The organism is Planotetraspora sp. GP83, from assembly GCF_041262585.1.
In the GTDB taxonomy this organism is placed as follows: Bacteria; Actinomycetota; Actinomycetes; order Streptosporangiales; family Streptosporangiaceae; genus JAOEGB01.
In genome coordinates, this window is the sequence record NZ_JBGCBZ010000020.1 from 22,482 (window position 1) to 47,420 (window position 24,939).

At 70.7% G+C, this 24,939-nt stretch carries 22 protein-coding genes; 15 read left to right on the forward strand and 7 right to left on the reverse strand.

All coding sequences use genetic code 11. The features are described 5' to 3' along the window. Window positions 1–49: 49 nt before the first annotated feature. Entirely contained in the window at window positions 50–1,036 is a 987-nt protein-coding gene (locus ABH927_RS25460; protein ID WP_370025492.1) for a DUF1648 domain-containing protein, read from the reverse strand. Then, entirely contained in the window at window positions 1,033–1,398 is a 366-nt protein-coding gene (locus ABH927_RS25465; protein ID WP_370025494.1) for a GntR family transcriptional regulator, read from the reverse strand. The genes ABH927_RS25460 and ABH927_RS25465 overlap by 4 nt, the downstream gene beginning before the upstream one ends. A gap of 136 nt (window positions 1,399–1,534) precedes the next feature. Between ABH927_RS25465 and ABH927_RS25470 the strand changes: the two genes are divergently transcribed. From ABH927_RS25470 to ABH927_RS25510, 9 genes are all read left to right on the forward strand, one after another. Continuing rightward, a complete protein-coding gene (locus ABH927_RS25470) occupies window positions 1,535–3,022 on the forward strand; it encodes a leucyl aminopeptidase (RefSeq protein ID WP_370025496.1) in 1,488 nt (495 codons plus the stop codon). A 96-nt stretch (window positions 3,023–3,118) separates the two neighbouring features. Further along, window positions 3,119–4,498, forward strand: a complete 1,380-nt coding sequence (gene lpdA / locus ABH927_RS25475; protein WP_261582841.1) for a dihydrolipoyl dehydrogenase — start codon at window positions 3,119–3,121, stop codon at window positions 4,496–4,498. 32 nt (window positions 4,499–4,530) lie between these two features. After that, complete coding sequence (gene sucB / locus ABH927_RS25480; protein ID WP_370025498.1) at window positions 4,531–6,018, forward strand: 2-oxoglutarate dehydrogenase, E2 component, dihydrolipoamide succinyltransferase; 1,488 nt, start codon at window positions 4,531–4,533, stop codon at window positions 6,016–6,018. 134 nt (window positions 6,019–6,152) lie between these two features. Then, on the forward strand, window positions 6,153–7,046 hold the full coding sequence (locus ABH927_RS25485; protein ID WP_370025500.1) for a TIGR01777 family oxidoreductase: 894 nt from the start codon (window positions 6,153–6,155) through the stop codon (window positions 7,044–7,046). A gap of 31 nt (window positions 7,047–7,077) precedes the next feature. Beyond that, window positions 7,078–7,824, forward strand: coding sequence for a Type 1 glutamine amidotransferase-like domain-containing protein (locus tag ABH927_RS25490; protein WP_370025502.1), 747 nt, complete (start codon window positions 7,078–7,080; stop codon window positions 7,822–7,824). Continuing rightward, entirely contained in the window at window positions 7,821–8,483 is a 663-nt protein-coding gene (gene lipB, locus ABH927_RS25495) for a lipoyl(octanoyl) transferase LipB (RefSeq protein ID WP_370025504.1), read from the forward strand. The genes ABH927_RS25490 and lipB overlap by 4 nt, the downstream gene beginning before the upstream one ends. Window positions 8,484–8,550: 67 nt before the next feature. Then, window positions 8,551–9,480, forward strand: a complete 930-nt coding sequence (lipA, locus tag ABH927_RS25500; protein ID WP_370025506.1) for a lipoyl synthase — start codon at window positions 8,551–8,553, stop codon at window positions 9,478–9,480. Between the two features lie 48 nt (window positions 9,481–9,528). Continuing rightward, a complete protein-coding gene (locus ABH927_RS25505; RefSeq protein WP_370025508.1) occupies window positions 9,529–10,200 on the forward strand; it encodes a DUF4191 domain-containing protein in 672 nt (223 codons plus the stop codon). A 4-nt stretch (window positions 10,201–10,204) separates the two neighbouring features. Next, window positions 10,205–11,020: a class I SAM-dependent methyltransferase gene (locus ABH927_RS25510; protein ID WP_370025510.1), complete on the forward strand. Its 816-nt coding sequence runs from the start codon at window positions 10,205–10,207 to the stop codon at window positions 11,018–11,020. Between the two features lie 12 nt (window positions 11,021–11,032). Here ABH927_RS25510 and ABH927_RS25515 read toward each other — a convergent pair whose 3' ends face one another. After that, entirely contained in the window at window positions 11,033–11,494 is a 462-nt protein-coding gene (locus ABH927_RS25515; RefSeq protein ID WP_370025512.1) for an RDD family protein, read from the reverse strand. A 120-nt stretch (window positions 11,495–11,614) separates the two neighbouring features. On the opposite strand from ABH927_RS25515, the gene ABH927_RS25520 reads away from it, so the two are divergent. The 3 genes from ABH927_RS25520 to ABH927_RS25530 all read left to right on the forward strand — a co-directional run bounded on the left by ABH927_RS25520 (window position 11,615) and on the right by ABH927_RS25530 (window position 15,170). Further along, window positions 11,615–12,649: a hypothetical protein gene (locus tag ABH927_RS25520; protein ID WP_370025514.1), complete on the forward strand. Its 1,035-nt coding sequence runs from the start codon at window positions 11,615–11,617 to the stop codon at window positions 12,647–12,649. 192 nt (window positions 12,650–12,841) lie between these two features. Beyond that, window positions 12,842–14,266 (forward strand): type I glutamate--ammonia ligase, encoded by a 1,425-nt coding sequence (glnA, locus tag ABH927_RS25525; RefSeq protein ID WP_315967794.1) that lies wholly within the window; start codon window positions 12,842–12,844, stop codon window positions 14,264–14,266. A gap of 358 nt (window positions 14,267–14,624) precedes the next feature. Continuing rightward, window positions 14,625–15,170: an ester cyclase gene (locus tag ABH927_RS25530; RefSeq protein ID WP_370025516.1), complete on the forward strand. Its 546-nt coding sequence runs from the start codon at window positions 14,625–14,627 to the stop codon at window positions 15,168–15,170. 410 nt (window positions 15,171–15,580) lie between these two features. Here ABH927_RS25530 and ABH927_RS25535 read toward each other — a convergent pair whose 3' ends face one another. Then, complete coding sequence (locus tag ABH927_RS25535; protein WP_370025518.1) at window positions 15,581–16,315, reverse strand: sigma-70 family RNA polymerase sigma factor; 735 nt, start codon at window positions 16,313–16,315, stop codon at window positions 15,581–15,583. A 277-nt stretch (window positions 16,316–16,592) separates the two neighbouring features. Here ABH927_RS25535 and ABH927_RS25540 point away from each other — a divergent pair, with 277 nt between their 5' ends. From ABH927_RS25540 to ABH927_RS25550, 3 genes are all read left to right on the forward strand, one after another. Further along, entirely contained in the window at window positions 16,593–17,525 is a 933-nt protein-coding gene (locus ABH927_RS25540) for an NADP-dependent oxidoreductase (protein ID WP_370025520.1), read from the forward strand. A gap of 117 nt (window positions 17,526–17,642) precedes the next feature. After that, window positions 17,643–18,593 carry an alpha/beta hydrolase gene (locus ABH927_RS25545; protein ID WP_370025521.1) on the forward strand — a complete coding sequence of 317 codons (951 nt, stop codon included), beginning with the start codon at window positions 17,643–17,645 and terminating at the stop codon, window positions 18,591–18,593. Window positions 18,594–18,694: 101 nt separating this feature from the next. After that, the gene (locus tag ABH927_RS25550) at window positions 18,695–19,198 is read left to right on the forward strand and encodes a DinB family protein (RefSeq protein ID WP_370025523.1); all 504 of its coding nucleotides are present in this window, start codon (window positions 18,695–18,697) and stop codon (window positions 19,196–19,198) included. An 8-nt stretch (window positions 19,199–19,206) separates the two neighbouring features. Here the strand turns inward: ABH927_RS25550 and ABH927_RS25555 are convergent, their stop codons facing one another. The 3 genes from ABH927_RS25555 to ABH927_RS25565 form a co-directional block, all read right to left on the reverse strand. After that, complete coding sequence (locus ABH927_RS25555) at window positions 19,207–20,781, reverse strand: hypothetical protein (RefSeq protein WP_370025525.1); 1,575 nt, start codon at window positions 20,779–20,781, stop codon at window positions 19,207–19,209. A 178-nt stretch (window positions 20,782–20,959) separates the two neighbouring features. Further along, window positions 20,960–23,959 (reverse strand): bifunctional [glutamine synthetase] adenylyltransferase/[glutamine synthetase]-adenylyl-L-tyrosine phosphorylase, encoded by a 3,000-nt coding sequence (locus ABH927_RS25560; RefSeq protein WP_370025527.1) that lies wholly within the window; start codon window positions 23,957–23,959, stop codon window positions 20,960–20,962. Between the two features lie 206 nt (window positions 23,960–24,165). After that, window positions 24,166–24,930 (reverse strand): type 1 glutamine amidotransferase, encoded by a 765-nt coding sequence (locus ABH927_RS25565; protein ID WP_370025529.1) that lies wholly within the window; start codon window positions 24,928–24,930, stop codon window positions 24,166–24,168. Window positions 24,931–24,939: the final 9 nt, after the last annotated feature.

Genomic DNA, 24,939 nt, shown 5'->3' on the forward strand with positions numbered 1-24,939 from the left:
GCATGATCACGACCGGAGGCTGCGCAGGTCAGCCACAAGGCCCGGGAACTTATGCATGATCACGCGGGGGGGCGGGGGCTTTCAGGGCGGTGAGAAGGGCGGCTCCTGTGGCGGCGTCGTCGATGCTGATGGCGAGTTCGCCCCCGGAGGTGTAGCGGACGACCAGGCATTCCCCGCCCCGGAGCATGATCGTGGCCCTGCCCGGGAGGCCGCGGAAGCCCCACCCGCCGACCTCTGAGGGGCGGCGCTGCTCCACCCACGCCTTCTCGATCTTCTCCAGCGGCACGTGGCGGGAGGGCCACCGGAGCGGGCCGAACGATATCCGCAGGCCCTCGGGACTCACCTTCACGCGCACCGAGGAGAGGGCCAGCCCCGCCAGGCCGATGACGACGAGCGCCGCCGCCGTGATCCACAGGGCGCCCGGCAGTCCGAGGACCGCGCCCAGCGCGATCGCACCGGCCGCGACCAGGCCCACGATGGCCATCGCGCTCGCCCAGGGGGCGGACACCGACGACACCCACACCGCCCGCTCACCGGGATCGAGGTGCAGCGCCACCGGCGTCTCGCCGTCCTCCGGGCGCTCGTCTGGCCCGGGCCGGGTGGCGAGGTGGCCGATCCAGCCGGCGAGGAGGGCGGCGGCGATGAGGGGGACGACCCGCCAGCCGACCGTTCCCGCCTGCTCCCACCGGGCCCGGTCGAGGTTGGCGTTCAGGGACAGCGCCTGGAGTCCGAGCGCGAGGCAGGCGCCCGCCCCGAGAGCCGCTCCGATCCGCCCGCGGGCGTACCGCCGCCGCAAAGCCCCGGCACGCGTGGCGATGCCCAGGCAGACGCCGGCGATCGCGGCCCACAAAACAACATGGAATGTGACGAATCCCCCGAAGGACATGGCGCCATCGGGTGTGCCGGACGGCCCCCAGTGCGAGGCCACAGGGTCAGGCAGGCGGTCCCGGAACGCCAGGGGTGTCGTCACCAGCGCCACGGCGACAAGGGCGGTCCAGGCTCCGGCGGTCAGCAGAAAACGGGTCCGGAACCTCATTCCGGGCCTCCACTTCGTGAGAGTTCCGTGATGATTTCGATGACGTCGCCAGGGCCGTAGCCGTACCGGGCGGCCTCGTCGAGCAGGTCGCGCACCTTTCCCCCGAGGGCCTCGCGGGCGTCGGGCCGCCGCAGGACGGACACGCCGCGCCCGCGGCGGAACTCCAGCAGCCCCTCATCCCGCAGGTCGCGCAGGGAGCGCAGCACCGTGTTGGCGTTGACGCCCAGCGCGTCGGCCAAGTCCCGCGCGGGGGGCAGCCGCTCCCCCGGGGCGACCTGCCCGTCCGCGATCGCCCGCCGGATGGCGGCGGTCACCTGCTCGTGCAGGGGACGGGGATCGTTGAGATCAAGCTTCAGCAACATGATGCTAGCGACATTAGCACCATATCGGGAATATTTACATATAGTGCTACCGCCATTGGCACCATTGTGGTTACCGATTGGTAGGATGACCCCTCGTTTATGCGTAGGGGAGTAAGCCCAGCTAGCATCGGCACACGTGACCACAGTGCGCGTCAATGCATCTGACACGGTCTCCATCGAGACCGGTGCCCTCGTCGTCGGCATCCATACCTCTCCGGAGGGCCCGCGGACGGCTCCCGGCGCCGGCGACCTCGATCAGGCCCTGAACGGCAAGCTCGCCGAGACCCTCACCGCGGTGGGCTTCACGGGCAAGGCGGAGGAGATCGCCAAGATCCCGACGTTCGGCGCGCTGCCCGCCCCGGTGGTGGCCGCCGTCGGCCTGGGCGACAGCCCCGAGGGCGGCTACGACCTGGAGACCCTGCGCCGCGCCGCCGGAGCCGCCGTTCGGTCGCTCGCCGGCACGGCGTCGGCCGTGATCGCCCTGCCGGCCACGACGGCCGAGGAGGCCGGGGCCGTCGCGGTCGGCGGCCTGCTCGGCGCGTACGGCTTCACGCGCTACCGGACCAAGGGCGACGGCAGGGAACCGGTCGCGGAGCTGACCGTGCTGTCGAAGGCGCCGGGGGCCGAGGAGGCCGTCCAGCGCGCCGCGACGGTCGCGGAGTCGGTCGCGCTGGTCCGCGACCTGGTCAACACGCCGCCGTCCGACCTGTGGCCCGCCCGGTTCGCCGAGATCGCCCAGCAGACCGGCGGCGAGGCCGGCCTGTCCGTCGAGGTCCTCGACGAGGTCGAGCTCAAGGAGCGCGGCTACGGCGGCATCGTCGGCGTCGGCCAGGGCTCGGTCAACCCGCCCCGCCTGGTCCGCCTCGCCTACAGCCACCCTGGCGCCACCCGGACCGTCGCGTTCGTGGGCAAGGGCATCACCTTCGACTCCGGCGGCCTGTCGCTCAAGCCCTCCGCGTCCATGGACTGGATGAAGTCCGACATGGGCGGCGCGGGAGCCGTCCTCGGCGCGCTCCTGGGCATCGCCCGGCTCGGCCTCGCCGTCAACGCCGTCGGCTACCTCTGCCTCGCCGAGAACATGCCGTCCGGTACGGCGCAGCGCCCCTCGGACGTGCTCCACACCTACAGCGGCAAGACGGTGGAGGTGCTCGACACCGACGCCGAGGGCCGCCTGGTGCTGATCGACGGCATCGCCCGCGCCGCGGAGGACAACCCGGACCTGATCGTCGACGTGGCGACGCTGACGGGCGCGCAGATCGTCGCGCTGGGCTGGCGCACGGCGGGCGTGATGGCCAACGACGACGCGCTCCGCGAGGAGGTCGTCGAGATCGCGCAGGGCGAGGGCGAGGGCGCCTGGGGCATGCCTCTCCCGGAGGAGCTCCGCAAGGGGCTCGACTCCCCCGTCGCGGACATCGCCAACCTCAACCCCGAGCGCTGGGGCAGCATGCTCGCCGCCGGGATCTTCCTGCGGGAATTCGTTCCCGACGGCATTCGTTGGGCACACGTTGACATGGCGGGGCCCGGCTTCAACAAGGGTGAGCCGCACGGCTACACGCCCAAGGGCGGCACCGGCGCGATCACCCGCACGCTGATCGGCGTCGCCGAGCGCTACGCGGACAACTGAACGCCAGAACTGCATAGACACCCGAACCTCATAGACAAGTGAAAAGATGCCGTCGGGTCCATCCGACGGTGTGTGAATCCAGCAAGGAGCATTCCAGTGGCTGAAGGCAGCGGCCCCTTCGACATCGTCGTCCTAGGTGGCGGTAGCGGTGGTTACGCCTGCGCCCTCCGGGCGGCGGAGCTCGGCATGAACGTCGTCCTGATCGAGAAGGACAAGGTCGGGGGGACCTGCCTGCACCGGGGCTGCATCCCCACGAAGGCCCTTCTGCACGCGGCGGAGCTGGCCGACCAGACCCGCGAGAGCGAGACCTTCGGCGTGCGGGCCAGCTTCGAGGGCATCGACGTCCCCGGGGTTCACTCCTACAAGGACAAGGTCGTCACCGGGCTCTACAAGGGGCTCGCCGGCCTCATCAAGAGCAAGAAGATCACCGTGGTGGAGGGCGAGGGCCGCCTCGCCGGCCCGAACCGGGTGGTCGTCGGCGACCAGGTCTTCGAGGGCCGCCACGTCGTGCTGGCGACCGGCTCGGTGCCCAAGTCGCTGCCCGGCCTGGAGATCGACGGCGAGAAGGTCATCTCCAGCGACCACGCGCTCGTCCTCGACCACGTGCCGTCCTCGGTCGTGATCCTGGGCGGCGGTGTGATCGGCGTCGAGTTCGCCAGCGTGTGGCGCTCCTTCGGCGCCGAGGTCACCATCGTCGAGGCGCTCCCGCACCTGCTGCCGCTCGAGGACGAGTCCAACTCCAAGCTCCTGGAGCGCGCCTTCCGCCGCCGGGGCATCAAGTACGAGCTGGGCGCCCGCTTCGAGAGCGTCAAGACCACCGGCACCGGTGTGGTCGTCACCCTGGAGAACGGCAAGACCCTCGACGCCGAGCTCATGCTCGTCGCCGTCGGCCGCGGCCCCGTCTCGGCCGGTCTGGGCTACGAGGAGGCGGGCGTCACCGTCGACCGCGGCTACGTGCCGGTCAACGGGTACTGCCAGACCAACGTGCCGGGCGTCTACGCGGTGGGGGACCTCATCCCCACCCTCCAGCTCGCCCACGTCGGCTTCGCCGAGGGCATTCTGGTCGCCGAGCACATCGCCGGTCTGAACCCGGTTCCGATCGACTACGACGGCGTGCCGCGCATCACCTACTCCGAGCCGGAGGTGGCGTCGGTGGGCATCAGCTCGGCCGTCGCCCGCGAGCGCGGCCACGACGTCGTCGAGCTCTCGTACAACCTGGCCGGGAACGGCAGGAGCAAGATCCTCCAGACTCAGGGCGAGGTCAAGGTCGTCGCCGAGCGCGACGGCCGGGTCCTGGGCGTGCACATGGTGGGCAGCCGCGTCGGCGAGCTCATCGCGGAGGCCCAGCTGATCTTCAACTGGGAGGCCACGCCGACCGACGTCGCACAGCTGATCCACCCGCACCCGACCCAGTCCGAGGCTCTGGGCGAGGCGATGCTGGCCCTGGCCGGCAAGCCGCTCCACGTACACAACTGAAGCCCTCCAAGGAAACGCGAGAGAAGAGAACCATGCCGGTCTCCGTAACCATGCCCCAGCTCGGCGAGAGCGTTACCGAGGGCACCGTCACCCGCTGGCTGAAGAAGGAAGGCGAGCACGTCGAGGCCGACGAGCCGCTCCTCGAGGTGTCGACCGACAAGGTCGACACCGAGATCCCTTCGCCGTCCGCGGGTTACCTGACCAAGATCATCGTCGCTGAGGACGAGACCGTCGAGGTCGGGGCCGAGCTCGCGCTGATCGACTCGAACGGCGCGGGCGCCGCTCCGGTCGCGGCCGAGGCTCCCGCTCCCGAGCCGGCTCCCGAGCCTGAGCCCGCTCCGGTCCAGGCCGCCGCCCCGGCGCCCGCTCAGCCGTCGCCGATCTCCTCGATCCCGCAGCCCGCGCCCGCCGTCGTGACGCCGCCGGCTCCCGCGCCCGCCCCGGCCCCGGCGCCCGTCCAGGCCGCCGCTCCGGCTCCGGTCTCGCCGATCGCCACCACGCCGGCCACTGAGCCCGCGCCGCTGCCGTCGTCGGGCGAGAGCCCGTACGTCACGCCGCTGGTCCGCAAGCTCGCCGCCGAGCACGGCGTCGACCTCGACTCGCTGACCGGCACCGGCGTGGGCGGCCGCATCCGCAAGCAGGACGTCATCGAGGCGGCCCGGGTCCAGCGCGAGCAGGCCGCCGCCGCGGCGGCCGCGCCCGCCCCCGAGGCTCCCGCCCCGGCTCCGGTCGCGGCCGCGCCGGTCCAGGCGCCGGTCCACGCGGCGGCACCCGAGCCGGTCCAGGTGGACACCACGCTGCGGGGCACCACCGCGAAGATGTCGCGCCTGCGCAAGGTCATCGCCGACCGCATGATGGAGTCGCTGCACACCTCGGCGCAGCTCACGACCGTCGTCGAGGTCGACGTGACCCGCATCGCCGGCCTGCGCGCGAGGGCCAAGAGCGCCTTCGAGGCCCGCGAGGGCGTCAAGCTGTCGTTCATGCCGTTCTTCGCGCTGGCGGCGGTCGAGGCGCTCAAGGTCCACCCGAAGCTCAACGCCGTGATCAACGACGAGACGAGCGAGGTCACCTACCACGACGTCGAGAACCTCGGCATCGCGGTGGACACCGAGCGCGGCCTCATCGTCCCGGTGATCAAGAACGCGGGCGACCTCAACATCGCCGGCCTGTCACGCAAGGTCGCCGACCTGGCGGAGCGCACCCGCACCAACAAGATCGGCCCGGACGAGCTCGGCGGCGGGACGTTCACGCTGACCAACACCGGCAGCCGCGGCGCGCTGTTCGACACGCCGATCCTCAACAAGCCGCAGGTCGGCATGCTGGGCACCGGCGCCGTCGTCAAGCGCCCGGTCGTGGTGGACACCCCCGAGGGCGAGGTCATCGCGGTCCGCTCGATGGTCTACCTGGCGCTGACCTACGACCACCGCCTGGTCGACGGAGCGGACGCCGCCCGCTTCCTCACCACGATCAAGCGCCGTCTCGAGGAGGGCCGCTTCGAGGGCCAGCTCGGGCTCGCGTAAGCGGAGCGGCCACGAAGACCAACCGTAGACGCCCTAAGACAACCTAAGACACGGCCACGCCGACGCCGGAGCCGCCCCGCATCACCGCGGGGCGGCTCCCGCCGTCTCTGTGGGCGGTCAACTAGCGTGGGCTCATGACCATCGTGGTGACCGGCTCGTCCGGCCTTCTGGGCTCGGCCCTGGTCCGCACCCTGCGCGCCGACGGTGACCAGGTCCTCAGGCTGGTACGGCGCGAGCCCGCGGGGCCGGACGAGGCGTTCTGGGACCCGGCAAGAGGGGTCCTGGATCCAGCCGTGCTGGAGGGGGCGGACGCCGTCGTCCATCTCGCCGGGGCCGGGATCGGCGACCGCCGGTGGACGGAGTCGTACAAACGCGAGCTGGTGGACAGCCGGGTCGGCAGCACCCGGACCCTCACGGAGGCGCTGGCCGCGCTGAAGGACAAGCCCCGAGTGCTGCTGTCCGGGTCGGCGGTCGGGTTCTACGGCGACACCGGCGACCGTCCGGTCGACGAGTCCTCCCCGTCCGGGGCGGGCTTCCTCGCCGGTCTCGTGCGGGAGTGGGAGGCGGCCGCCGCGCCCGCTGAGGAGGCCGGCATCCGGGTCGTACGGCTCCGCACGGGCGTCGTGCTCAGCGGCCGGGGCGGGGCGCTCGCCAAGGTGCTCCCGATCTTCAGGCTCGGGGCGGGCGCCGTCCTGGGGAGCGGGAAGCAGTACGTCTCGTGGATCTCCCTGCCGGACTGGGTGGCTGCGGTCCGGTTCCTCCTGGCCAATCAGGAGATGTCGGGCCCGGTCAACGTCACCGCACCGGAGCCCGTGACCAACGCCGACTACACCAGGGCCATCGGCAAAGCCCTGCACCGGCCGACGATGCCCATCGCCACACCGGCGTTCGCCCTTCGCCTGGCGCTCGGGGAGTTCGCCACCGAGGGCGTTCTGGCCGGTCAGCGCGTGCTGCCCGGGCGGCTGCTGGACGCAGGCCACAGGTTCGCCCATCCCGCCCTCGAAGACGCGCTGCCCGCCGTACTCTAGTGAGTCCTTCGTCCTGACACAGGAGTGAACAATGAGCCGCGTTGGACAGTCGCACATCGTCGCCATCGGCGGAGGGTCGTTCCGGCAGACGGAGCGGTACGGGTTCATCGAGCCGACGGCGCTGCTGCGCTACGTGCTCGACCTCACCGGCGAGGACCGGCCCAAGCTGGGGATCCTCGCGACCGCGACCGGCGACGACGCCGACTGGCTGCTCAAGATGTACGGCGCGTTCGCCCAGTGGGACGTCGAGGTGAGCCACTTAACGGTCTTCCCGATGCCCAACGTCGACGATCCCCGAGAGTGGATCCTGGAGCAGGACGCCATCTATGTCAGCGGCGGGAGCGTGGCCAACCTCGCGGCGCTGTGGCGGCTCCACGGGCTCGACGAGGCGTTCGCCGAGGCATGGCGGGCGGGCGTCGTCCTGTCCGGGCAGAGCGCCGGAGCGCTGTGCTGGCACGTCGGCGGCAACACCGACTCCTTCGGGCCCACGCTGCGGCCCTGGGCCGAGGGCCTGGCCCTGCTGCCCTACTCCTGCGGTGTCCACTACAACTCCGACGCGCAGCGCCGCAGGCTCCTGCACGCGTCGGTCGCCTCGGGCGAGCTGCCAGACGGGTACGCCGCGGACGAGGGCGTGGCGCTCCACTACGTCGGCACGGAGTTCATCCAGGCGGTCAGCGTCAATCCGGAGGGTTACGCCTACCGCGTGGAGCGGGACGGCGCCAAGGTGAAGGAGTTCCGTATCGAGCCCCGCCAACTGACGTCTACCCTTGAACCGTGAAAGGGCTTGCCATCGTCCGCATGGGCGTCGACGTACCGTACGAGCAGGCCTGGAAGACGCAGCGGCTGGCGCACAGCCGGCGGGTGGCGGGCGAGATCTCCGACCTGTGCCTCATGCTGGAGCACGCGCCGGTCTACACGGCGGGCACGCGGACCCTCCCCGGTGAGCGTCCGGCCGACGGCACGCCGGTCATCGATGTCGACCGCGGCGGGAAGGTCACCTGGCACGGCCCCGGGCAGCTCGTCGGCTACCCCATCATCCGGATCGATGACGTCGTCTCCTACGTCCGCACGCTGGAAGAGGTGCTGATCCAGGTCTGCGCGGACTTCGGGCTGGTCGCCCGCCGCGTCGAGGGCCGCGGCGGGGTGTGGGTTCCGGGAGACCCGAGTCACGGCCTGCCCGACCGCAGGCTGGGCACCATCGGCATCCGGGTGTCCCGCGGCGTGACCATGCACGGCTTCGCGCTGAACTGCGTGAACGATCTGAGCTGGTACAACCGGATCATGCCCGCCGACGTGGCGGACGCGGGCGTGACGTCCCTGTCGGCCGAGACGGGCCGCCGCATCACCGTCGAGGAGGTCATCCCCTTCGCGGAGAAGCGGCTGGCCGAGGCCCTCGGAGCCGAGCCGTACGACCTGTACGAAGAGGATCTGGCCTGACGACGCCCTTCCCGGGCGGTCCGGGAGCCGTCTCAGATCACCTGAGCCCAGGTAATAAGCTGAATGGGTGACGGTTGCACCAGAAGGCCGAAAGCTCCTCCGCCTGGAGGTGCGCAACAGCCAGACCCCCATCGAGAAGAAGCCGCCGTGGATCAAGACACGGCTGCGTAACGGGCCCAACTTCAACGAGATCAAGTCCCTGGTCCAGGGCGCGGGGCTGCACACCGTCTGCCAGGAGGCGGGCTGCCCCAACATCTCCGAGTGCTGGGAGGACCGCGAGGCCACCTTCCTCATCGGCGGTGACCAGTGCACCCGGCGCTGCGACTTCTGTCAGATCGACACGGGGAAGCCCGCCGAGTACGACACGGACGAGCCGCGCCGCGTCGCCGAGTCGGTCCAGCAGATGGGCCTGCGGTACGCCACTGTCACCGGCGTCGCCCGCGACGACCTGCCCGACGGCGGCTCGTGGCTGTACGCGGAGACCGCCAGGCAGATCCACACGATGGTCCCCGGCTGCGGCGTCGAGCTGCTGGTGCCGGACTTCAACGGCCACCGGGAGCAGCTGGAGGAGGTCTTCTCCGCCAAGCCCGAGGTCTTCGCGCACAACATCGAGACCGTGCCGCGGATCTTCAAGCGGATCCGGCCCGCCTTCCGCTACGAGCGCTCGCTAGAGGTGATCACGATGGCCCGCGGGGCTGGGCTGGTCACCAAGTCGAACCTCATCCTCGGCATGGGCGAGGAGCGCGAGGAGATCACCCAGGCCCTGCGCGACCTGCACGAGGCCGGCTGCGACCTCGTGACGATCACGCAGTATCTCCGGCCCACCCCCCGCCACCATCCGGTGGACCGCTGGGTGAAGCCCGAGGAGTTCGTGGAGCTCCAGCGGGAGGCCGAGGAGATCGGGTTCGCCGGCGTCATGTCGGGCCCGCTCGTGCGGTCCTCCTACCGGGCCGGGCGGCTCTACCAGCAGGCGATCGCCGCGCGCCAGACGCTCTAGTCGGTCTCGTTTTCATTAATCGGCCCCCGGATTTGTATCCTTCACACCATGGCGAAAGACCCAGCGACTCCCGGACGGCTCAAGCAGATCCGGATGGTCGCCCAGATCATCAAACAGGCCGATCCCAAGGGGATGCCGATCGTCTACGGATCGGCGCTGGGCACACTCGCCGTGTTCGTCGTGGTGGGCGTGTTCTTCGGCTGGACCTGGATCGTATTCGGCGTCTTCGCCGCCCTGCTGGTCGGCATGCTCGTCTTCAGCCGGCTGGCCCAGCGCGCGCAGTACTCGATGCTGCACGGCCAGCCCGGCGCGACGTACGCCATCCTGCAGGGCCTGCGGGGCACCTGGCACGTGGAGGAAAAGCCGGTCGCGGTCAACCGTGACCAGGACCTGGTGTTCCGGATCGTCGGCTACCCGGGAGTCATCCTGATCTCCGAGGGGCCGTCCAGCCGGGTGCAGCGGATGCTCGTCGCCGAGAAGAAGCGCGTGCAGCGGGTCGCCGTGGACGTCCCGGTGTACGACATCCAGTGCGGTGACGGCGAGGGCCAGATTCCGCTCGCGAAGCTCCAGCGGCATCTGATGAAGCTGCCCCGCAACCTCAAGAAGCCGGCCGTGTCCGAGGTCAACAACCGCATGCGGGCGCTCACCCCGGCCGTGCCGCTGCCCAAGGGCCCGCTGCCCCGGGGCGTCCGGATGCCGCGCGGCCCCAAGGCCCGCTGATCGCTTGTCCACTACCGGGGGTCCGGCAGTAGAGGTCGGCAGGCGGCCGGTCTCCCGCTCCGAGACGTCACGGGCCAACCGCAGCTGGTGGGACGGCGCGGCCGACGAGTACCAGGCCGAGCACGGCCAGTTCCTGCGTGACGACGGCTTCGTCTGGTGCCCGGAGGGCCTGGACGAGGCCGACGCCCGTCTGCTGGGCGAGGTGAGGGGCAGGCGCGTCCTGGAGGTCGGCTGCGGGGCCGGGCAGTGCGGCCGGTGGCTGACCGGCCAGGGTGCGATCGTCGTGGCCTTCGACCTGTCGTACCGCCAGCTCCAGCACTCCCGCCGCATCGATCTCTCCAGTGAGCGTCACCTGCCCGTGGTGCAGGCCGACGCCGAGGTCCTGCCGTTCCAGGACGCCTCGTTCGACCTGGCGTGCTCCGCGTTCGGAGCGCTGCCGTTCGTCGCGGACGCCGGGGCGGTGCTGGCCGAGGTCCGGCGGGTGCTCCGGCCGGGCGGGCGGTTCGTCTTCTCGGTCAGCCATCCGATCCGGTGGGCGTTCCCCGACGACCCCGGGCCGCGCGGGCTTACCGCCGACCGTTCCTACTTCGACCGGTCGCCGTACGTCGAGCACTCCGGCGGCGTGCCGTCCTATGTGGAGCACCACCGGACGATGTCCGACTGGGTCGGGGCGATCGTCTCCTCGGGGCTGCTCCTGGACGGGCTGATGGAGCCCGAGTGGCCCGAGGGTCACAACGGTGTCTGGGGTGGCTGGAGCCCGCTGCGCGGCCGCCTGATCCCCGGCACCGCGATATTCCAGTGCCGGCGGCCGGCTGCTTAGCCGTTGGCAGGCTTAGCCGTTGACGACGACGGTGCCGGACGCCCGGTCGTGCAGGCCGCGGCGGTCCCGGTCCCAGATCAGGGCCGGTACGGCGAGGCACAGCAGGAGCGTGCGGATCAGCACGGAGACGAGCGCCGGACGACCGCCGTCGAGCGTGGCCACGCGGATCCCGAACAGCCGCATGCCGAGCGTCATCCCGAGCATGCCGACCAGCAGGACGTACTCCAGGGCGAAGACGGCGAGGCCGACCCAGCCCTGGTCCCGCCCTCGGGCGTGCAGCAGGCCACCGGCGATCGCCCAGGTGCACACCAGCCAGTCGACCAGGACTGCGCCGAGCCTGCGGCCGAACCCGGCGACGGCGCCGCGGCCCTCCTCCGGCAGTCCCAGCCGCTCACCCGGATAGCCGAGGTCGGCCCCGGCGGCCCGGGAGCCTCCGATCCAGGTCTGCGTCCATCGCGGCTGCCGGTCACTCATAGTCCATCAGCGTATCGGGGCCAGTCACCGGTCTTCCGCTCGGAGGCCAAGCCGTACATCATTTAGCACGGCTCTCCCCTTTTCCTGATTTCACGTTTATTCAGTCGTTTGGAGTGATCGGTGCGGCCTGCGGACCCTGACGATATCGACGGACGCTTCGAGGCACTGGTCGCCCAGTTCGACGAGGACGAGATCAGGCGGCTCGGCGTCGAGGCGGCGCGCCTCAAGAGGAGGGGTGGAGCGCGGGACAAGGCGCCCATCGTGGTGCTGACCCTGTGCGGGCTGGTCGTGGCCGCGGGGCTGCTGATCAGCATGCGTCCCGACGTGCTGGACGGGTTCGTCGACACCGGCGAGCCCGTGGCGAAACACAGAATGGCTCCCGCGTTCGCCCGTCCGGGCCCGGCCCTGACGCCCGCCGGGGAAGCCGACCCCCCCGTGGTCCAGCCCACGGTTCAGCCCGCTTGGGATCCCTTCGCCGGGTCGAAGGCGGCGCAGTACGCCGATGGGGAGAAGGGCCTGGTCATGCCCGCGGCCAAGGCGCTGGGCGGGCTGACCGGGAAGCAGGCCGAGGCCGCGCTGAAGCGCGTGCGGAAGATGCTCGCCGCGGCCTATCTCGACCTGGACACCGTGCGCGGCAAGAAGCCGGCGGCCTTCATCAAGCTCCTGGAGCCTGAGCAGCGCAAATGGTTCCTCCAGCACTTCGGCAAGGGAGAGAACGGCGGCACGCGCTCATGGGTGTTCAGCCTCCAGCCCGGCGCGGCGGAGCCGGCCAGCGACGTGATCAAGGTCGACGGGGAGACGACGATCTCCCGGCGGCGGGACGGCGACGGCCGGAAAGGCATCACGATCAAGGTGGACTACCTGTTCGTCTACGCCGTCAACCGTCCCGGAGATCGTGGCACCACTATGCGGGTCGTCTCACATCGCAAGGTAAAGATCGCCGCCTACCGGCAGAACGGGAAGACGACGGTGTGGGTGGATCACATCTGGTCGGGCAATGCCGGCGGCGGTTGCGGGTTCGATGACGGATTCGTTCATCCCGACTTTCCGGAGCAGCCGTCGAAGGTCAAGCCATCCGGGCCGCCCGTCGATCCGTACGACCGGAGGCACGACGACCTCGACCATCCCGGGTGCCGGGCCACGACAGGCACCTGACCTGGGCGAACGCCGTACAGATCGCGGGACAAGAGTCAGTCAACGAGCGCCCGTGACACCCGTTTCACAGCAACGCCGGGGTTAGTGTGAGAAGGCACTCCCCTTAACACGCGCGAAACAAACGAGACATGGGGTCGAAACGGCATAGGCCTATGTTCGGGTCTGCTAGCCATGCCCCTGGGAGGTTCGAGAGTGTTTAACTCTGCCGACGACGTCCTCAAGTTCATCCGGGACGAGGGTGTGCAGTTCGTTGACGTCAGGTTCACGGACCTGCCGGGGACGACGCACCACTTCACTTTCCCCGCTGAGAACTTCGGTCCGAGCGTCTTCACCGACGGGCTCATGTTCGATGGCTCGTCGATCCGCGGTTTCCAGGCCATCCACGAGTCGGACATGCTCCTGCTGCCCGACCCCTCGACGGCCGTCGTGGACCCGTTCCGCCAGCACAAGACGCTGAACATCAACTTCTTCGTGCACGACCCCCTGACGGGCGAGGCCTACAGCCGCGACCCGCGCAACGTCGCCCGCAAGGCCGAGGAGTACCTCAAGGGAACCGGCATCGCGGACACCGTGTACTTCGGCCCCGAGGCCGAGTTCTACATCTTCGACGACGTGCGCTTCGAGACCCGGCAGAACGCGGGCTACTACTACATCGACTCGATCGAGGGCGCCTGGAACACCGGCAAGGCCTCCGAGGGCGGCAACCTGGGCTACAAGCCCCGGTACAAGGGCGGCTACTTCCCGGTCCCGCCGATGGACCACTTCACCGATCTGCGCTCGCAGATGGTCCGCAACCTGATCGACGCCGGCATCGAGACCGAGATGCAGCACCACGAGGTGGGCACCGCCGGCCAGGCCGAGATCGACTTCAGGTTCGGCACGCTGCTCAAGACCGCCGACAACCTGATGCTGTACAAGTACATCATCAAGAGCACGGCCATCGAGTACGGCCACACCGTGACCTTCATGCCGAAGCCGATCTTCGGTGACAACGGCTCGGGCATGCACTGCCACCAGTCGCTCTGGAAGGACGGCGAGCCGCTCTTCTACGACGAGGTCGGCTACGCGGGCCTGTCCGACACGGCGCGCTACTACATCGGCGGCCTGCTCAAGCACGCCCCGTCGCTGCTCGCCTTCACGAACCCGACGGTGAACTCCTACCACCGTCTCGTGCCGGGCTACGAGGCTCCGGTCAACCTGGTGTACTCGCAGCGCAACCGCTCGGCCTGCGTCCGCATCCCGATCACCGGCTCGAACCCGAAGGCCAAGCGCATCGAGTTCCGTGTGCCGGACCCGTCGTGCAACCCGTACTTCGCCTTCGCCGCGCAGCTCATGGCCGGTCTGGACGGCATCCGCAACAAGATCGAGCCACCGGAGCCCGTCGACAAGGACCTCTACGAGCTTCCGCCGGAGGAGGCCCGCCAGGTCCCGCAGGTGCCGGGTTCGCTGCCCGAGGTCCTCGACGCCCTTGAGGCCGACCACGAGTACCTGCTCGAAGGCGGGGTCTTCACTCCCGACCTGATCGAGACCTGGATCGCCTACAAGCGCGAGAACGAGATCGACCCGATCCGTCTCCGCCCGCACCCGCACGAGTTCGAGCTCTACTACGACGTGTGATCGGTACCGCGCGCTGACGATCAGGAGCGACGCGAGGTAGTGCCGCAAGTCGTGGAAACGGAAGCCCGTGGAAAGGTCCCGCACCTTGCCACGGGCTTGCCGCATTGCGCGTACGAACTTCCGCGGGCCGACTCGGGCGTCATCGTCGTCCGTGAGCAGCGTCTCGCCGTCATGCAGGGCCACACCTGATCAGTCGTCGCGACGTTCGGCGGCCGGTTCCCCTACCCCCGGCGACGTCCTGCGCGATCACGAGATCGAGGACGCCCTTTACCTTCGGAATACGCCACCGGGACCAGTGGCAGACTCCTCGCTGCGTATGTTGAGGAGTCAGAAAGGTTCGATCGACCGAAGGCATCCCATGACCACTTACTGGGACCTCAAGCACCGACTGGGCGACACGATCAACGCTCACGACTTACCGGGAATCCTCTCCTGCTACAGCACGGACGCTGTGTACGTGACACCGTCAGGCGTGGCAGAAGGACACGATCAGATCGCGTGGATGTATGAGCAATTCTTCAGGGGGTTTCCCGACTTCCACGCCACGGCCTGGTTCGAGCTCTCCGAATGCGATAACCCGGCCATCACGGAATGGACCTATACCGGCACCCATACGGGACCCTTCCTCCTGCCGAATGGGCGGGAAATAGTCGGAACGGGTCACCGCGTCGCTCTCCGCGCCACATGTGCCACCCACGTCCAGCATGGCAAGATCACCTCACACCGTGAATACTTCGATCAGCTAGAGCTGTACAGCCAGCTCGGCTTCGGCTTGACGGAGCTTGAGCCGAGGTTGACGGCTGACACAGTGGACGGGGACCTGACAGCAAGGTCCCCGCAATCACAGGTCCGTTCTGATTCCGTCCGAGTCCCAAAGGCTGGAGAGTTTTTTGGGAGACGTTAAGAGCCGTATTCGCCCGATCGGAGCCGACGACGTGTGATGAGACAGGTTGCCCCGGCCTGGGCACATGGTTACTCGCCATCCGCCCGGGCCGTGTCTGGGCCGTTGCCGCCGCCGCGGGGGCGCGGCCGGCGGCCATGCGCATCTCGTCCTCCGCGAGCCTCAGCCATCGAACGTGACCCTGGCGTACTCGTAGGCGATGCGGCCGTTCTCGTCCCCATAATGGTGCCGACCGACGATGGCATGGCCATCGGGAGTGACGTAGCGCGCACTGCTCGCCCCGTACACAAACCTTGTACGGGGCTCCGTTACCTCGGCCCGCTGGTTGTTGCGACCAATGCCACAATCAGGGCATGCCAGCTTTCAAGCGACTCACCGTCGAGGAAGCCCGGACGCTCAGCCGTGACCAGCTCCTACCGCGCATCGAAGCCGAACAGCAGTACTGGTACCACCGCATACAACGGGGGCAGATCCGCGTCGGTGACGACGAGGCGTACAAGGCTTTCGCCCGCATCATGAACGCCGCCATCGACCCCGCGCTCAAGCACGAGCCCCGCGACCCGGACTTCTGGACGAAACCGCTCGGCGAGCTCGGCGACCTCTGAGCCCCGCCCCGAGCCCGGCTCGTACGGGCCTTGCCCCTCCGGCCTCATGCGCCGGGGTTGAGCACCTCGTAGCGGAGGAGGACGTTGTCCGAGCCGTCCCGGCGGCGGGTGCCGGAGCGGGGCGGCCAGATCGTCGGGCAGATCATCGGGCCACGGCTCGACCCAGACGGGACCGGTCACCGGCTTCCCGAGATCCCGGGTGTCGGAGCGGGCCGGGCCGTACTCAGGCGACAGCATCCTCCGGGGCCGCCGCGAGGACAGCCGCAGGCAGGCGTTGGTCGCCACGCGGTAGAGCCACGTCCGCAGCGAGCTGCGGCCCTCGAACGCGGACAGGCCGCGCCATGCCGCCAGCAGCGACTCCTGTACGGCGTCCTCGGCGTCCTGGACCGAGCCCAGCATCCGGTAGCAGTGGGCGTACAGCTCCCCGCGATGCCGCTCCACCAGCGACTCGAACGCCGCCTCGCCGCCTCCCCGGGCGTCGTCCGGCAACCGCGCCCCGTCCGGCGACCCGTCCAAGCCCGGCACTCCTCCAGCCTCGACCATGCGCCCTATCTTCCCGTCCGCCACCGGATTGGTGATCGGATATGCGACGTCCCGGCTCCATCGACTCGAGTCGATGGAGGGTTATCGTCCACTCTCCGGACGAGGCCCGCCGGTGTCCGCCGTGGCGGGGTCGGGGTCGGTCATGCCCCCACTGTACATATTTCGAATTTGCAACACTATGACGATCAACACTCCAGCTCGGGGTATTACTTCGAACTCGAAGCGGGTTAACATCTCTGCATGCTTCAAATTCGAAGCAGCTGAGTGAGGAGAGATCATGAAGGCAGTGCGTTACCACTCCCACGGCGACAGCGGCGTCCTGGTCCACGAGGACGCCGAGCGGCCGGTCGCGGGTGCGTGGCAGGTGGTGGTGAAGGTGACCGCCACGTCGTTCAATCCGGTGGACGTCGCGATCCGCGCCGATCTCCTGCGGCAGGTGTTCCCCGTGTCGTTCCCGCATGTGCCGGGCATCGACGTGGCCGGCACCGTCGAGCAGGTCGGCGCGGAGGTCACCGGCTGGGAGGTCGGGGATGCGGTGGTGGCGTTCCTGCCGATGGACGCCGACGGCGCGGCCGCGCAGTACGTCGCCGTCCCGGCCGGGATCCTGGCCGCGGCTCCGCGGACGGTCGATCTGGCGGACGCAGCGGCGCTGCCGGCGGTGGGTTTGACGGCCTGGCAGGCGTTGTTCGAGCACGCCGGCCTGGCCGCCGGGCAGAGCGTCCTGGTCAACGGCGCGGGCGGCGCGGTGGGCGGGTACGCCATCCAACTCGCGGGAGGGGCTGGAGCGCGGGTCACGGCCACGGCGAGCGGACGCAGCGCCGACCGGGTGCGGGCCTACGGGGCCGGCCGGGTCGTCGATTACACCACCGTCCCGCTGGCGCGGGCGGTGGCCGGGGAGCGGTTCGACGTCGTGCTCAACCTGGTGACCACCTCGCCCGAGGAGACCGCCGAGCTGGCCGGCCTGGTCGCCGACGGCGGGGTCTTCGTCAGCACCACCACCCCCGGCCCCGACGACCCCGCCCGCGGGGGTGCAGGCGGTGCGGGTGCTCGCCCGCAGCGACGCCGCCCAGCTCGCCGATCTCGTCGCCCGCGTCGACGCCGGCACCTGCGGATCGACGTGGCCGCGCGGCGTCCGCTGGCCGACCTGGCCGCCGTCCACGACGAGGCCGCCGCCGGACGGCTGGCAGGTAAGACCATCCTCATCCCCTGACCCGAACGTCCCCGGCCGAATCACCGCCGGGCCCGTCCGCAGGCCGCTGTTTCATTACCCGCTCACCTCAGACCCCGGACCGGGCGCCTCGCCCGGCCCGGCACAAGGAGAAACGTCATGTCCTTCACCCTTGACCCGCAGGTCGCCGAGGCCCTCGCCCCGATCGCTGCCGCGATGGCCGGCAGCACCCCGCCGCCGGTCGGCGACGTCGCCGCCCGCCGCGCCGCCCTGGAAGGTCTGATCGCCCACACCGACGCCGCCCAGCCCGCCCCCGGCGACGTCACGATCACCGACTACAAGATGGTGACCGCCGACGGCGCGTCGATCCTGCTGCGCTGGTACGTCAAGCAGGGCGCCGAGCCGGGCCCGGCCGCTCTCTACCTGCACGGCGGCGGCATGATCCTCGGCCATGTCGGCCTGTTCGACGGATCGGTGTCCCGCTATGTGTCGGCCAGCGGCACCCCGATCCTGTCGGTGGACTACCGGCGCGCCCCCGAGCACCCCCACCCGACCCCGGTGGAAGACGCCTACGCCGCCCTGGTCTGGCTGCACGAGCACGCCGCCGGCCTGGGTGTGGACCCCGCCCGGATCGGCGTGTTCGGCGACAGCGCCGGCGGCGGGCTGGCCGCCGCCGTGGCGATCCTGGCCCGCGACCGGGGCGGCCCGGCCATCGCGCGCCAGATCCTCCTCATGCCGATGCTGGACGACCGTACCCTCACCCCCGACCCTCACCTCGCGCCGTTCGCCCTGTGGTCGTGGGACGACAACCGCACCGGCTGGCAGGCCCTGCTCGGCGAGGCCGCCGGCGGCCCCGACACCCCCGCCCACGCCGCTCCCGCCCGCCTCGCCGACCCCACCGGGCTGCCGCCGGCCTACATCGAGGTCGGCCAGCTCGACATCTTCCGCGACGAGGACCTCACCTACGCCCTGCGCCTGTCCCAGGTCGGCGTCCCGGTCGAGTTCCACCTGCACCCCGGCGTGCCCCACGAGTTCGAGAGCATCGCCCACGCCTCCGACGTCGCCCGCCGCGTCATCGCCGACCGCGTCCGCGTCCTGGCCTCCCTGTGACCACCTGCCGCCGGGCCGGGATCCCCGGCCCGGCGGCACCCGATCAGCCTCCCTATTTATTCGTTCGACACGGCCGGTCGGCGGCCAGGAGGATGCGGCGCATGACACGAACCGACACGCCGCCCACCTGGGACGAGCGCGCCACGCTCGCGACCTTCCTCGACTACGTCCGGGCCACCGTGCACGCGAAGTGCGAGGGGGTGTCGGAGGAGGACGCCCGCCGCGCTCCCCTGCCGGACTCACCGCTCACGACGATGTCCGGCCTGGTCAGCCACCTCCGATGGGTGGAGTACTCCTGGTTCCAGGTGGTCTTCCTCGGCGAGGAGGACGAGGGTCCGTGGACGGACGACGACCCCGACCGGGAGATGCGCATCGGCGTGGACATCCCGCTCCGCGAGCTCCTTGACGACTACGAGGCCCAGTGCGCCCGCTACCGCGAGCTCGTGGCCGCCAACGACCTGGAGGCCACCGCGAAACGCCCGATCCGGGACGGCAGGCACGTCACCCTGCGCTGGATCATCATGCACCTGATCGAGGAGACGGCCCGGCACAACGGCCACCTCGACATCCTCCGCGAGATGGCCGACGGCGTCACCGGCGCCTGACGGGGGGCCTACTTGGCGTTGCCGCCGGCCCGGGGGCGGATCCCGGTGATGCGGCGGAGGATGTCCCACCAGAAGGGGGCGCCGAAGAGCAGGGCCACCAGCGTCGCGAGGAACCCCGGCCAGTGGCCCGGGGAGGCCAGGCGGCTCCACCAGTCGCCGCCGTGCCATTGCCACGCGGGGCTCGCGTCGGCCCGCATGACCACGCTCACCGGCGCATGCGTGAAGATCTTGACGAAGGCCGGCGTGCTCAGCACGTCGGTCACGCAGGCGTACGGGTCCTGACCCGGCTCACACTGGGCCTTCAACGGCGCGAGCGCCTCGGGGCCCGACTGGGTGAAGGCCGTCACCTCGCTCCGGTAGGCGTTGTCGTTGAGCAGCGTCTTGCCGTACTCGAGGGCGTCCATGCTGAACAGGAGGGTGACGGCCAGGGCCAGCATGGCCAGGACCCACCGGACGTAGCGGCGGTACAGCAGGGTGAGCCGCGTCATCTCGCCGTCGAACCACTCCTCGACGCCCCTGCGGAAGGCTTCGAGGTCGTTGTTCGTCCTGTCCCAGACGGCCTTGAGCGGCCGGTAGAGCGGGCTCTTCAGAGTGTCGAGATCTCTCATCAGAGCCTCGATGCCGCCGTGTTCGGTGGCGATCTCCAGGAGCGCGACGGCGAACCGGGCCGGGGGGATCTCGGCGATGCTGGTCTTCCCGCGCTTGGTGTGGTCGATCTCCTGCAGCCGCTCGTGGAGGAGCTCGGCCATCGACTTGCCCTGCCCGGCCGGGACGACCTGGGGCGCGGCCGTCTCCACCGGGTCGCCCTGCGCGGCGGCCCCCGCCGCCTCCGCCATCCCCACCGCCTCCGCCACCTCGGCCACCTCGGCGGCGTCGGCCTGGTCGGCTCCGTGGGCCGGGTCGGCCGTCTGGTCGGCGGACGCTTCGGCGGTGCCGGCCAGGGCCGTGACGCCGGTCCGCCCCGCCGCACCCATCGCCACGGTTTCGACCGCCCGACCGGCCGGAACACCGTCGACCGGCCCCCGCTGAGCCGGCACAGCGTGGTCGGGCGCAGGCTGGTCAGGCACGCCCTGGTCAGGCAAAGGCGGGTCAGGCACGGCGCCGTCGGCGGGGGCGGCGGATGCGCCCGGCTCGGTAATGGGCGTCGTCACCTCCTCGGCGGCGACGCTGTCGAGGGCGGGCGCGAGCGGCGGGCTCTCGGAGGGTGCCGGCTGCGCGATGAAGTCGGGGCGGGGATCCTTGCCGAACGGCAGCCTGGCGAAGACCCCGAGCACGGTCGCGGGCAGCCGGGAGCGCCCCTCGCTCGGGGGCGGCAGCAGATCCACGAGCGGATTCCGCAGCCTGCGCCCGAGGCCTTTCAGCATCCCGAGGAGCCGGTCGAGGGCCTTGAGCGGCGCCGAGGCTTTGTCCGCCGTCTCCGCGCCGTCGAGCGTGTCGCGGAGGTAGGCCCACAGAAACTTGCTGCGAATTCCCAGCAGCCTGACGATGCCCTCGTTGAGGCCGCTGACCAGCAGCGACAGCAGCAGGAAGGCGAGAACTAGACCAATGGCGAGGTCCGCGTAATACGAGATCAAAGAGATCACCCGCACCAGTTGATACACCGTTACAGGCTGCAAGCGCAACGCATCAGGCAATCACGGTCTGTACGGCTTTCGCCGGGCAGTGCAAGCCGTACCAGAAGGGCTGAAACCACCCGCGAAGTGAGCAGCACCTCGCAACGGAAGCGCCGAGTGGCTGCTCGGTCCTCGTGGATGCGGCTGCTCAGTCCTCGTAGATGACGCGTTCGGCGACCGCGCGGGCCCGGCGGGTCACGCGGCGGTAGTCCTCGATGAAGTCCTCCGAGCCGTCCGGCGGGTATCCGAGCGCCTGCGAGATGAGCGCCCGTTCCTTGACCAGCCCGGGGATGCTGTCGGCGGCCCGGCCGCGCACGAGCATGATGGCGTCGCGGATGCGGGAGGCGAACCGCCACGCCTCCGCCAGCACCGCCTCATCGGCCGGGTCCAGCAGGCCCGCCTCCGCCGCCGCGCGAAGGGTTTCGAGGGTGCGGGTCGTCCGGAGGGCCGGTACGGCTCCCGCGTGCCGGAGCTGGATGAGCTGGGCGACCCATTCGACGTCGGACAGCCCGCCCCTGCCGAGCTTGGTGTGCAGGGCCGGATCCGCTCCGCGCGGCAGCCGCTCGGCCTCCATCCGCGCCTTGAGCTTGCGGATGTGCCTGACGGCGTCGGCCGAGATGCCGTCCGCCGGATATCGCAGGGGGTCGATCAGGTCCATGAAGTCCGCGCCCAGGCCGGCGTCCCCGGCGCAGAACCGCGCCCGCAGCAGCGCCTGGGCCTCCCACGGCGCGGACCACCGGTCGTAGTAGGCCTTGTAGGACGCGATCGTGCGGACCAGCGGCCCCTGCCGTCCCTCCGGGCGCAGACCGGCGTCGACCTGGAGCGGCGGATCCGGGGCCGGCAGGGCGAGCAGCCCGCGGATCTCCTCGGCCACCGCCTGGGCGGCGTCCGTGGCGTCCCGCTCGGAGACTCCGGGGAGGGGGGCGTGCACGAACATGACGTCGGCGTCGCTCGCGTAGGAGCTCTCCAGGCCGCCCAGGCGGCCCATGGCGATCACCGCGAGCCTGGTCGGGAAGGCCGCGCCCCGACCGGCGGAGACCTTGTTGACGGCCGCGTCGAGCGCCGCCTGGATCGTCACGTCGTTCAGCGACGACAGGGCCTGCCCGACCGTCTCGATGTCGATCAGCCCGGACAGGTCCGCGCATGCCGTACGCAACAGCTCCCTGCGGCGCAGGGCGCGGACGGAGGCGACGGCGGCCTCGGCGTCCTCTCTGTGGCGGTTGACGGCCGCGGCCGCCTCCGTCGCCAGAGTCTCGGCGGGCCGTACGGCCAGCTCCGCGGGCGAGCCGAGCATGGCCACGGCGTCGGGGGCGTGGAGCAGCAGGACGGTCGCGTAGCGGCTGGTGCCGAGCAACCGGGCGAGGCGCTCGGCGACGGCGGTCTCGTCGCGGAGCAGCCGCAGGTACCACGGCGTGGCCCCGAGCTTGTCGCTCACCTGGCGGAAGCCGAGCAGGCCCGCGTCCGGGTCGGGGGCGTCGGCGAACCAGCCGAGCATGACCGGCAGCAGGGTGCGCTGGATGGCGGCCCGGCGGGAGACGCCGCTGGTCAGAGCGGCGATGTGCCGCAGCGATCCTTCGGGGTCGGCGTAACCGAGGGCTTCGAGGCGGGCCTTCGCCGCGGCGGTGGACAGCCGCGACTCCGACTCGGGAAGGCGGGCGACCGCCTGCAGCAGCGGCCGGTAGAACAGCTTCTCGTGCAGCCGGCGCACCTCCAGGGCGTGCCGCTTCCACGTCGTGGTGAACTCCCCCACCGGGTCGGTCGTCATGCCGAGCGCCCGGCCGATCCGGCGCAGGTCGGCGGCGCCGGAGGGCACCACGTGGGTACGGCGCAGCCGGTAGAGCTGGATCATGTGCTCGACCTGGCGGAGGAAGGTGTAGGCCTCCGCGAGCGCCTTGGCGTCGTCCCGCCCGACATATCCCCCTCTGGACAGCGCCGCCAGGGCGGACAGCGTGGCCCGGCGGCGAAGCAGCGGGTCCGAACGGCCGTGCACGAGCTGGAGGAGCTGCACGGCGAACTCGATGTCCCGCAGCCCTCCCGGCCCGAGTTTGATCTGCCGCTCGGCCTCCCCCGCCCGGATGTGGGCCTCGACGCGGCGCCGCATCGCCTGGACGTCCTCCACGAAGTTGGGCCTGGCCGCGGCCTGCCAGACGAGCTCGTTGACCGCCGCGACGTACTCCTGGCCGAGGTCCAGGTCGCCGGCGACCGGCCGGGCCTTCAGCAGGGCCTGGAACTCCCACGTCTTGGCCCAGCGGCGGTAGTAGGCGAGGTGGCTGTCGAGGGTCCGCACCAGCGGCCCCATCTTGCCCTCGGGGCGCAGGTTGGCGTCCACCTCCCACAGGGAGCCCTCGGGGGTGCCGGTCGAGCAGGCCCGCATCATGGCCTGGGCGAGCCTGGTCGCGATCCGCAGGGCCTTGGTCTCGTCGACCCCGTCCTTCGGCTCGGCGACGAAGATCACATCGACGTCGGAGATGTAGTTGAGCTCCCGCGCGCCGCACTTGCCCATGCCCACGACGGCCAGCCGTACGTCGCCGGAGTCCTCGGTCTCGGCTCGCGCGATGGCGAGGGCGGCGTCGAGGGCCGCGCCCGCCAGGTCGGCCAGCTCGGCGGCCGTCTCGGCGAGCGTCGTCTCCCCCGTGACGTCACGGGCCGCCAGGTGCAGCAGCCTGCCCCGGTAGGCGACGCGCAGCGCTTGGAGCGCGGCGCCGACGGGCTGCCCGGCGAGCGGCGGGACTTCGCAGGCGACCGGTTCGTCCGCCTCCGGGTCGGCGCCGACCGCCGGCAGCAGCTCTTCGCGGAGCTCGCGGTCGGTGAGCCGTTCCCGGGACTGGAGCAGTGACAGGCTCCCGGGATGCCTGACGACGTGGTCGCCCAGGGCGGCGCTCAGGCCGAAGACGCCGAGCAGCCCGCCACGGACGGCCGGATCCGCGCGGAGCGCCCCGAGCGCGCTCGGATCGCGCTCGACCAGGCGGTTGAGGGAGGTCAGCGCGAGATCGGGGTCGGCGGCGGCGACGAGGTCGTCGAGCAGGTCGAAGTCGCCGACCGCTTCCGGGCCGAGCTCGTCGAGCAGCCGCTCGGCTCTGGCGCCGTCGGCGAACCCGAGAGCGGCCAGGCGGCCTGCTGTGGTCTGGATGCGGGGCGCGGCGTTCACCGTTCCTTCCTCCACGCCGGCGTCGAGGACGCCGACTCCTCCGCGACGGGCTTCCCAGCCAAATTACCCATGGGATGAGAGCCTCCTCGCAGAGATCGGCCTGACGGTCACCGCGCACACGGTAACCCGTGACGTTGTGCGACGTCCTTAGCGGTTTCTCAGCGTAATCACGCCATCACGCGGGTTGCCCGCGCACTCGTGTCTCCCTAGGACATGTTCAGGGCACGCTCCGGTGAATTCGCGGCGTGCGTCGCGGCGTGCGTTCGCGGCGTGGTTTCGAGGACCACGGCCGCGAACGCCTCCGCCAGGGGCCGCCAGGTCTCTACAAGTCCGGGCTCCGCGTCCTTGACCTGCGTGTTCAGCTCGTCGATCCGGTCGGGGGCGAGGCGGCTGCCGCTCGTCCAGGAGATGAAGATGTCGGCGGTGGCCTCGGGGTGGAACTGCACGGCCCAGGCGCGCTCCCCCAGCCGGTAGGCCTGGTTGGGGTACTGCCCGCCCGTGGCCAGCCGTACGGCGCCGGGGGGCAGCTGGGTCATGGCGTCGTAGTGGTACTGCACCGCGCGACACGGCGACTCGGGCAGGGCGGAGAACAGGAGATCGCCGGCGGCCTCCGGCAGCGGCTCGACCGCGCACGCGCCGATCTCCAGCCCCGCGGCGCCGCGCTCGACCGTGCCGCCGCAGGCGATGGTCATGAGCTGCGCTCCGAGGCAGATGCCCAGTGCCGGCACGCCGTCCTCCACCGATCGCGCGAGCAGCGCCCTCGTGGCCGGGAGCCAGCCGTACCCCTCGTCGTCCCAGGCCGACGCCTCGCCGCCGAGGACCAGCAGCCCACTGCCGGCGCTCTCCGGAACCGCGTCCCCCTTGTACGGCCGGACCACCTCGCAGCCGACGCCCGCGCCCTCCAGCCATCCCCTGAAGAAACCCAGGCCCGCCTCGGCCTCATGCTCGATGACGATGACATGTTCCCGCATGCGCCGAGC

Bases quoted from the DNA above. Each gene is read 5' to 3' on its own strand.
- ABH927_RS25460 (WP_370025492.1), bottom strand. From the start codon at position 1,036: ATGAGGTTCCGGACCCGTTTTCTGCTGACCGCCGGAGCCTGGACCGCC.
- ABH927_RS25465 (WP_370025494.1), bottom strand. From the start codon at position 1,398: ATGTTGCTGAAGCTTGATCTCAACGATCCCCGTCCCCTGCACGAGCAG.
- sucB (WP_370025498.1), top strand. From the start codon at position 4,531: ATGCCGGTCTCCGTAACCATGCCCCAGCTCGGCGAGAGCGTTACCGAG.
- ABH927_RS25485 (WP_370025500.1), top strand. From the start codon at position 6,153: ATGACCATCGTGGTGACCGGCTCGTCCGGCCTTCTGGGCTCGGCCCTG.
- ABH927_RS25490 (WP_370025502.1), top strand. From the start codon at position 7,078: ATGAGCCGCGTTGGACAGTCGCACATCGTCGCCATCGGCGGAGGGTCG.
- ABH927_RS25505 (WP_370025508.1), top strand. From the start codon at position 9,529: ATGGCGAAAGACCCAGCGACTCCCGGACGGCTCAAGCAGATCCGGATG.
- ABH927_RS25515 (WP_370025512.1), bottom strand. From the start codon at position 11,494: ATGAGTGACCGGCAGCCGCGATGGACGCAGACCTGGATCGGAGGCTCC.
- ABH927_RS25530 (WP_370025516.1), top strand. From the start codon at position 14,625: ATGACCACTTACTGGGACCTCAAGCACCGACTGGGCGACACGATCAAC.
- ABH927_RS25535 (WP_370025518.1), bottom strand. From the start codon at position 16,315: ATGGTCGAGGCTGGAGGAGTGCCGGGCTTGGACGGGTCGCCGGACGGG.
- ABH927_RS25540 (WP_370025520.1), top strand. From the start codon at position 16,593: ATGAAGGCAGTGCGTTACCACTCCCACGGCGACAGCGGCGTCCTGGTC.
- ABH927_RS25545 (WP_370025521.1), top strand. From the start codon at position 17,643: ATGTCCTTCACCCTTGACCCGCAGGTCGCCGAGGCCCTCGCCCCGATC.
- ABH927_RS25550 (WP_370025523.1), top strand. From the start codon at position 18,695: ATGACACGAACCGACACGCCGCCCACCTGGGACGAGCGCGCCACGCTC.
- ABH927_RS25565 (WP_370025529.1), bottom strand. From the start codon at position 24,930: ATGCGGGAACATGTCATCGTCATCGAGCATGAGGCCGAGGCGGGCCTG.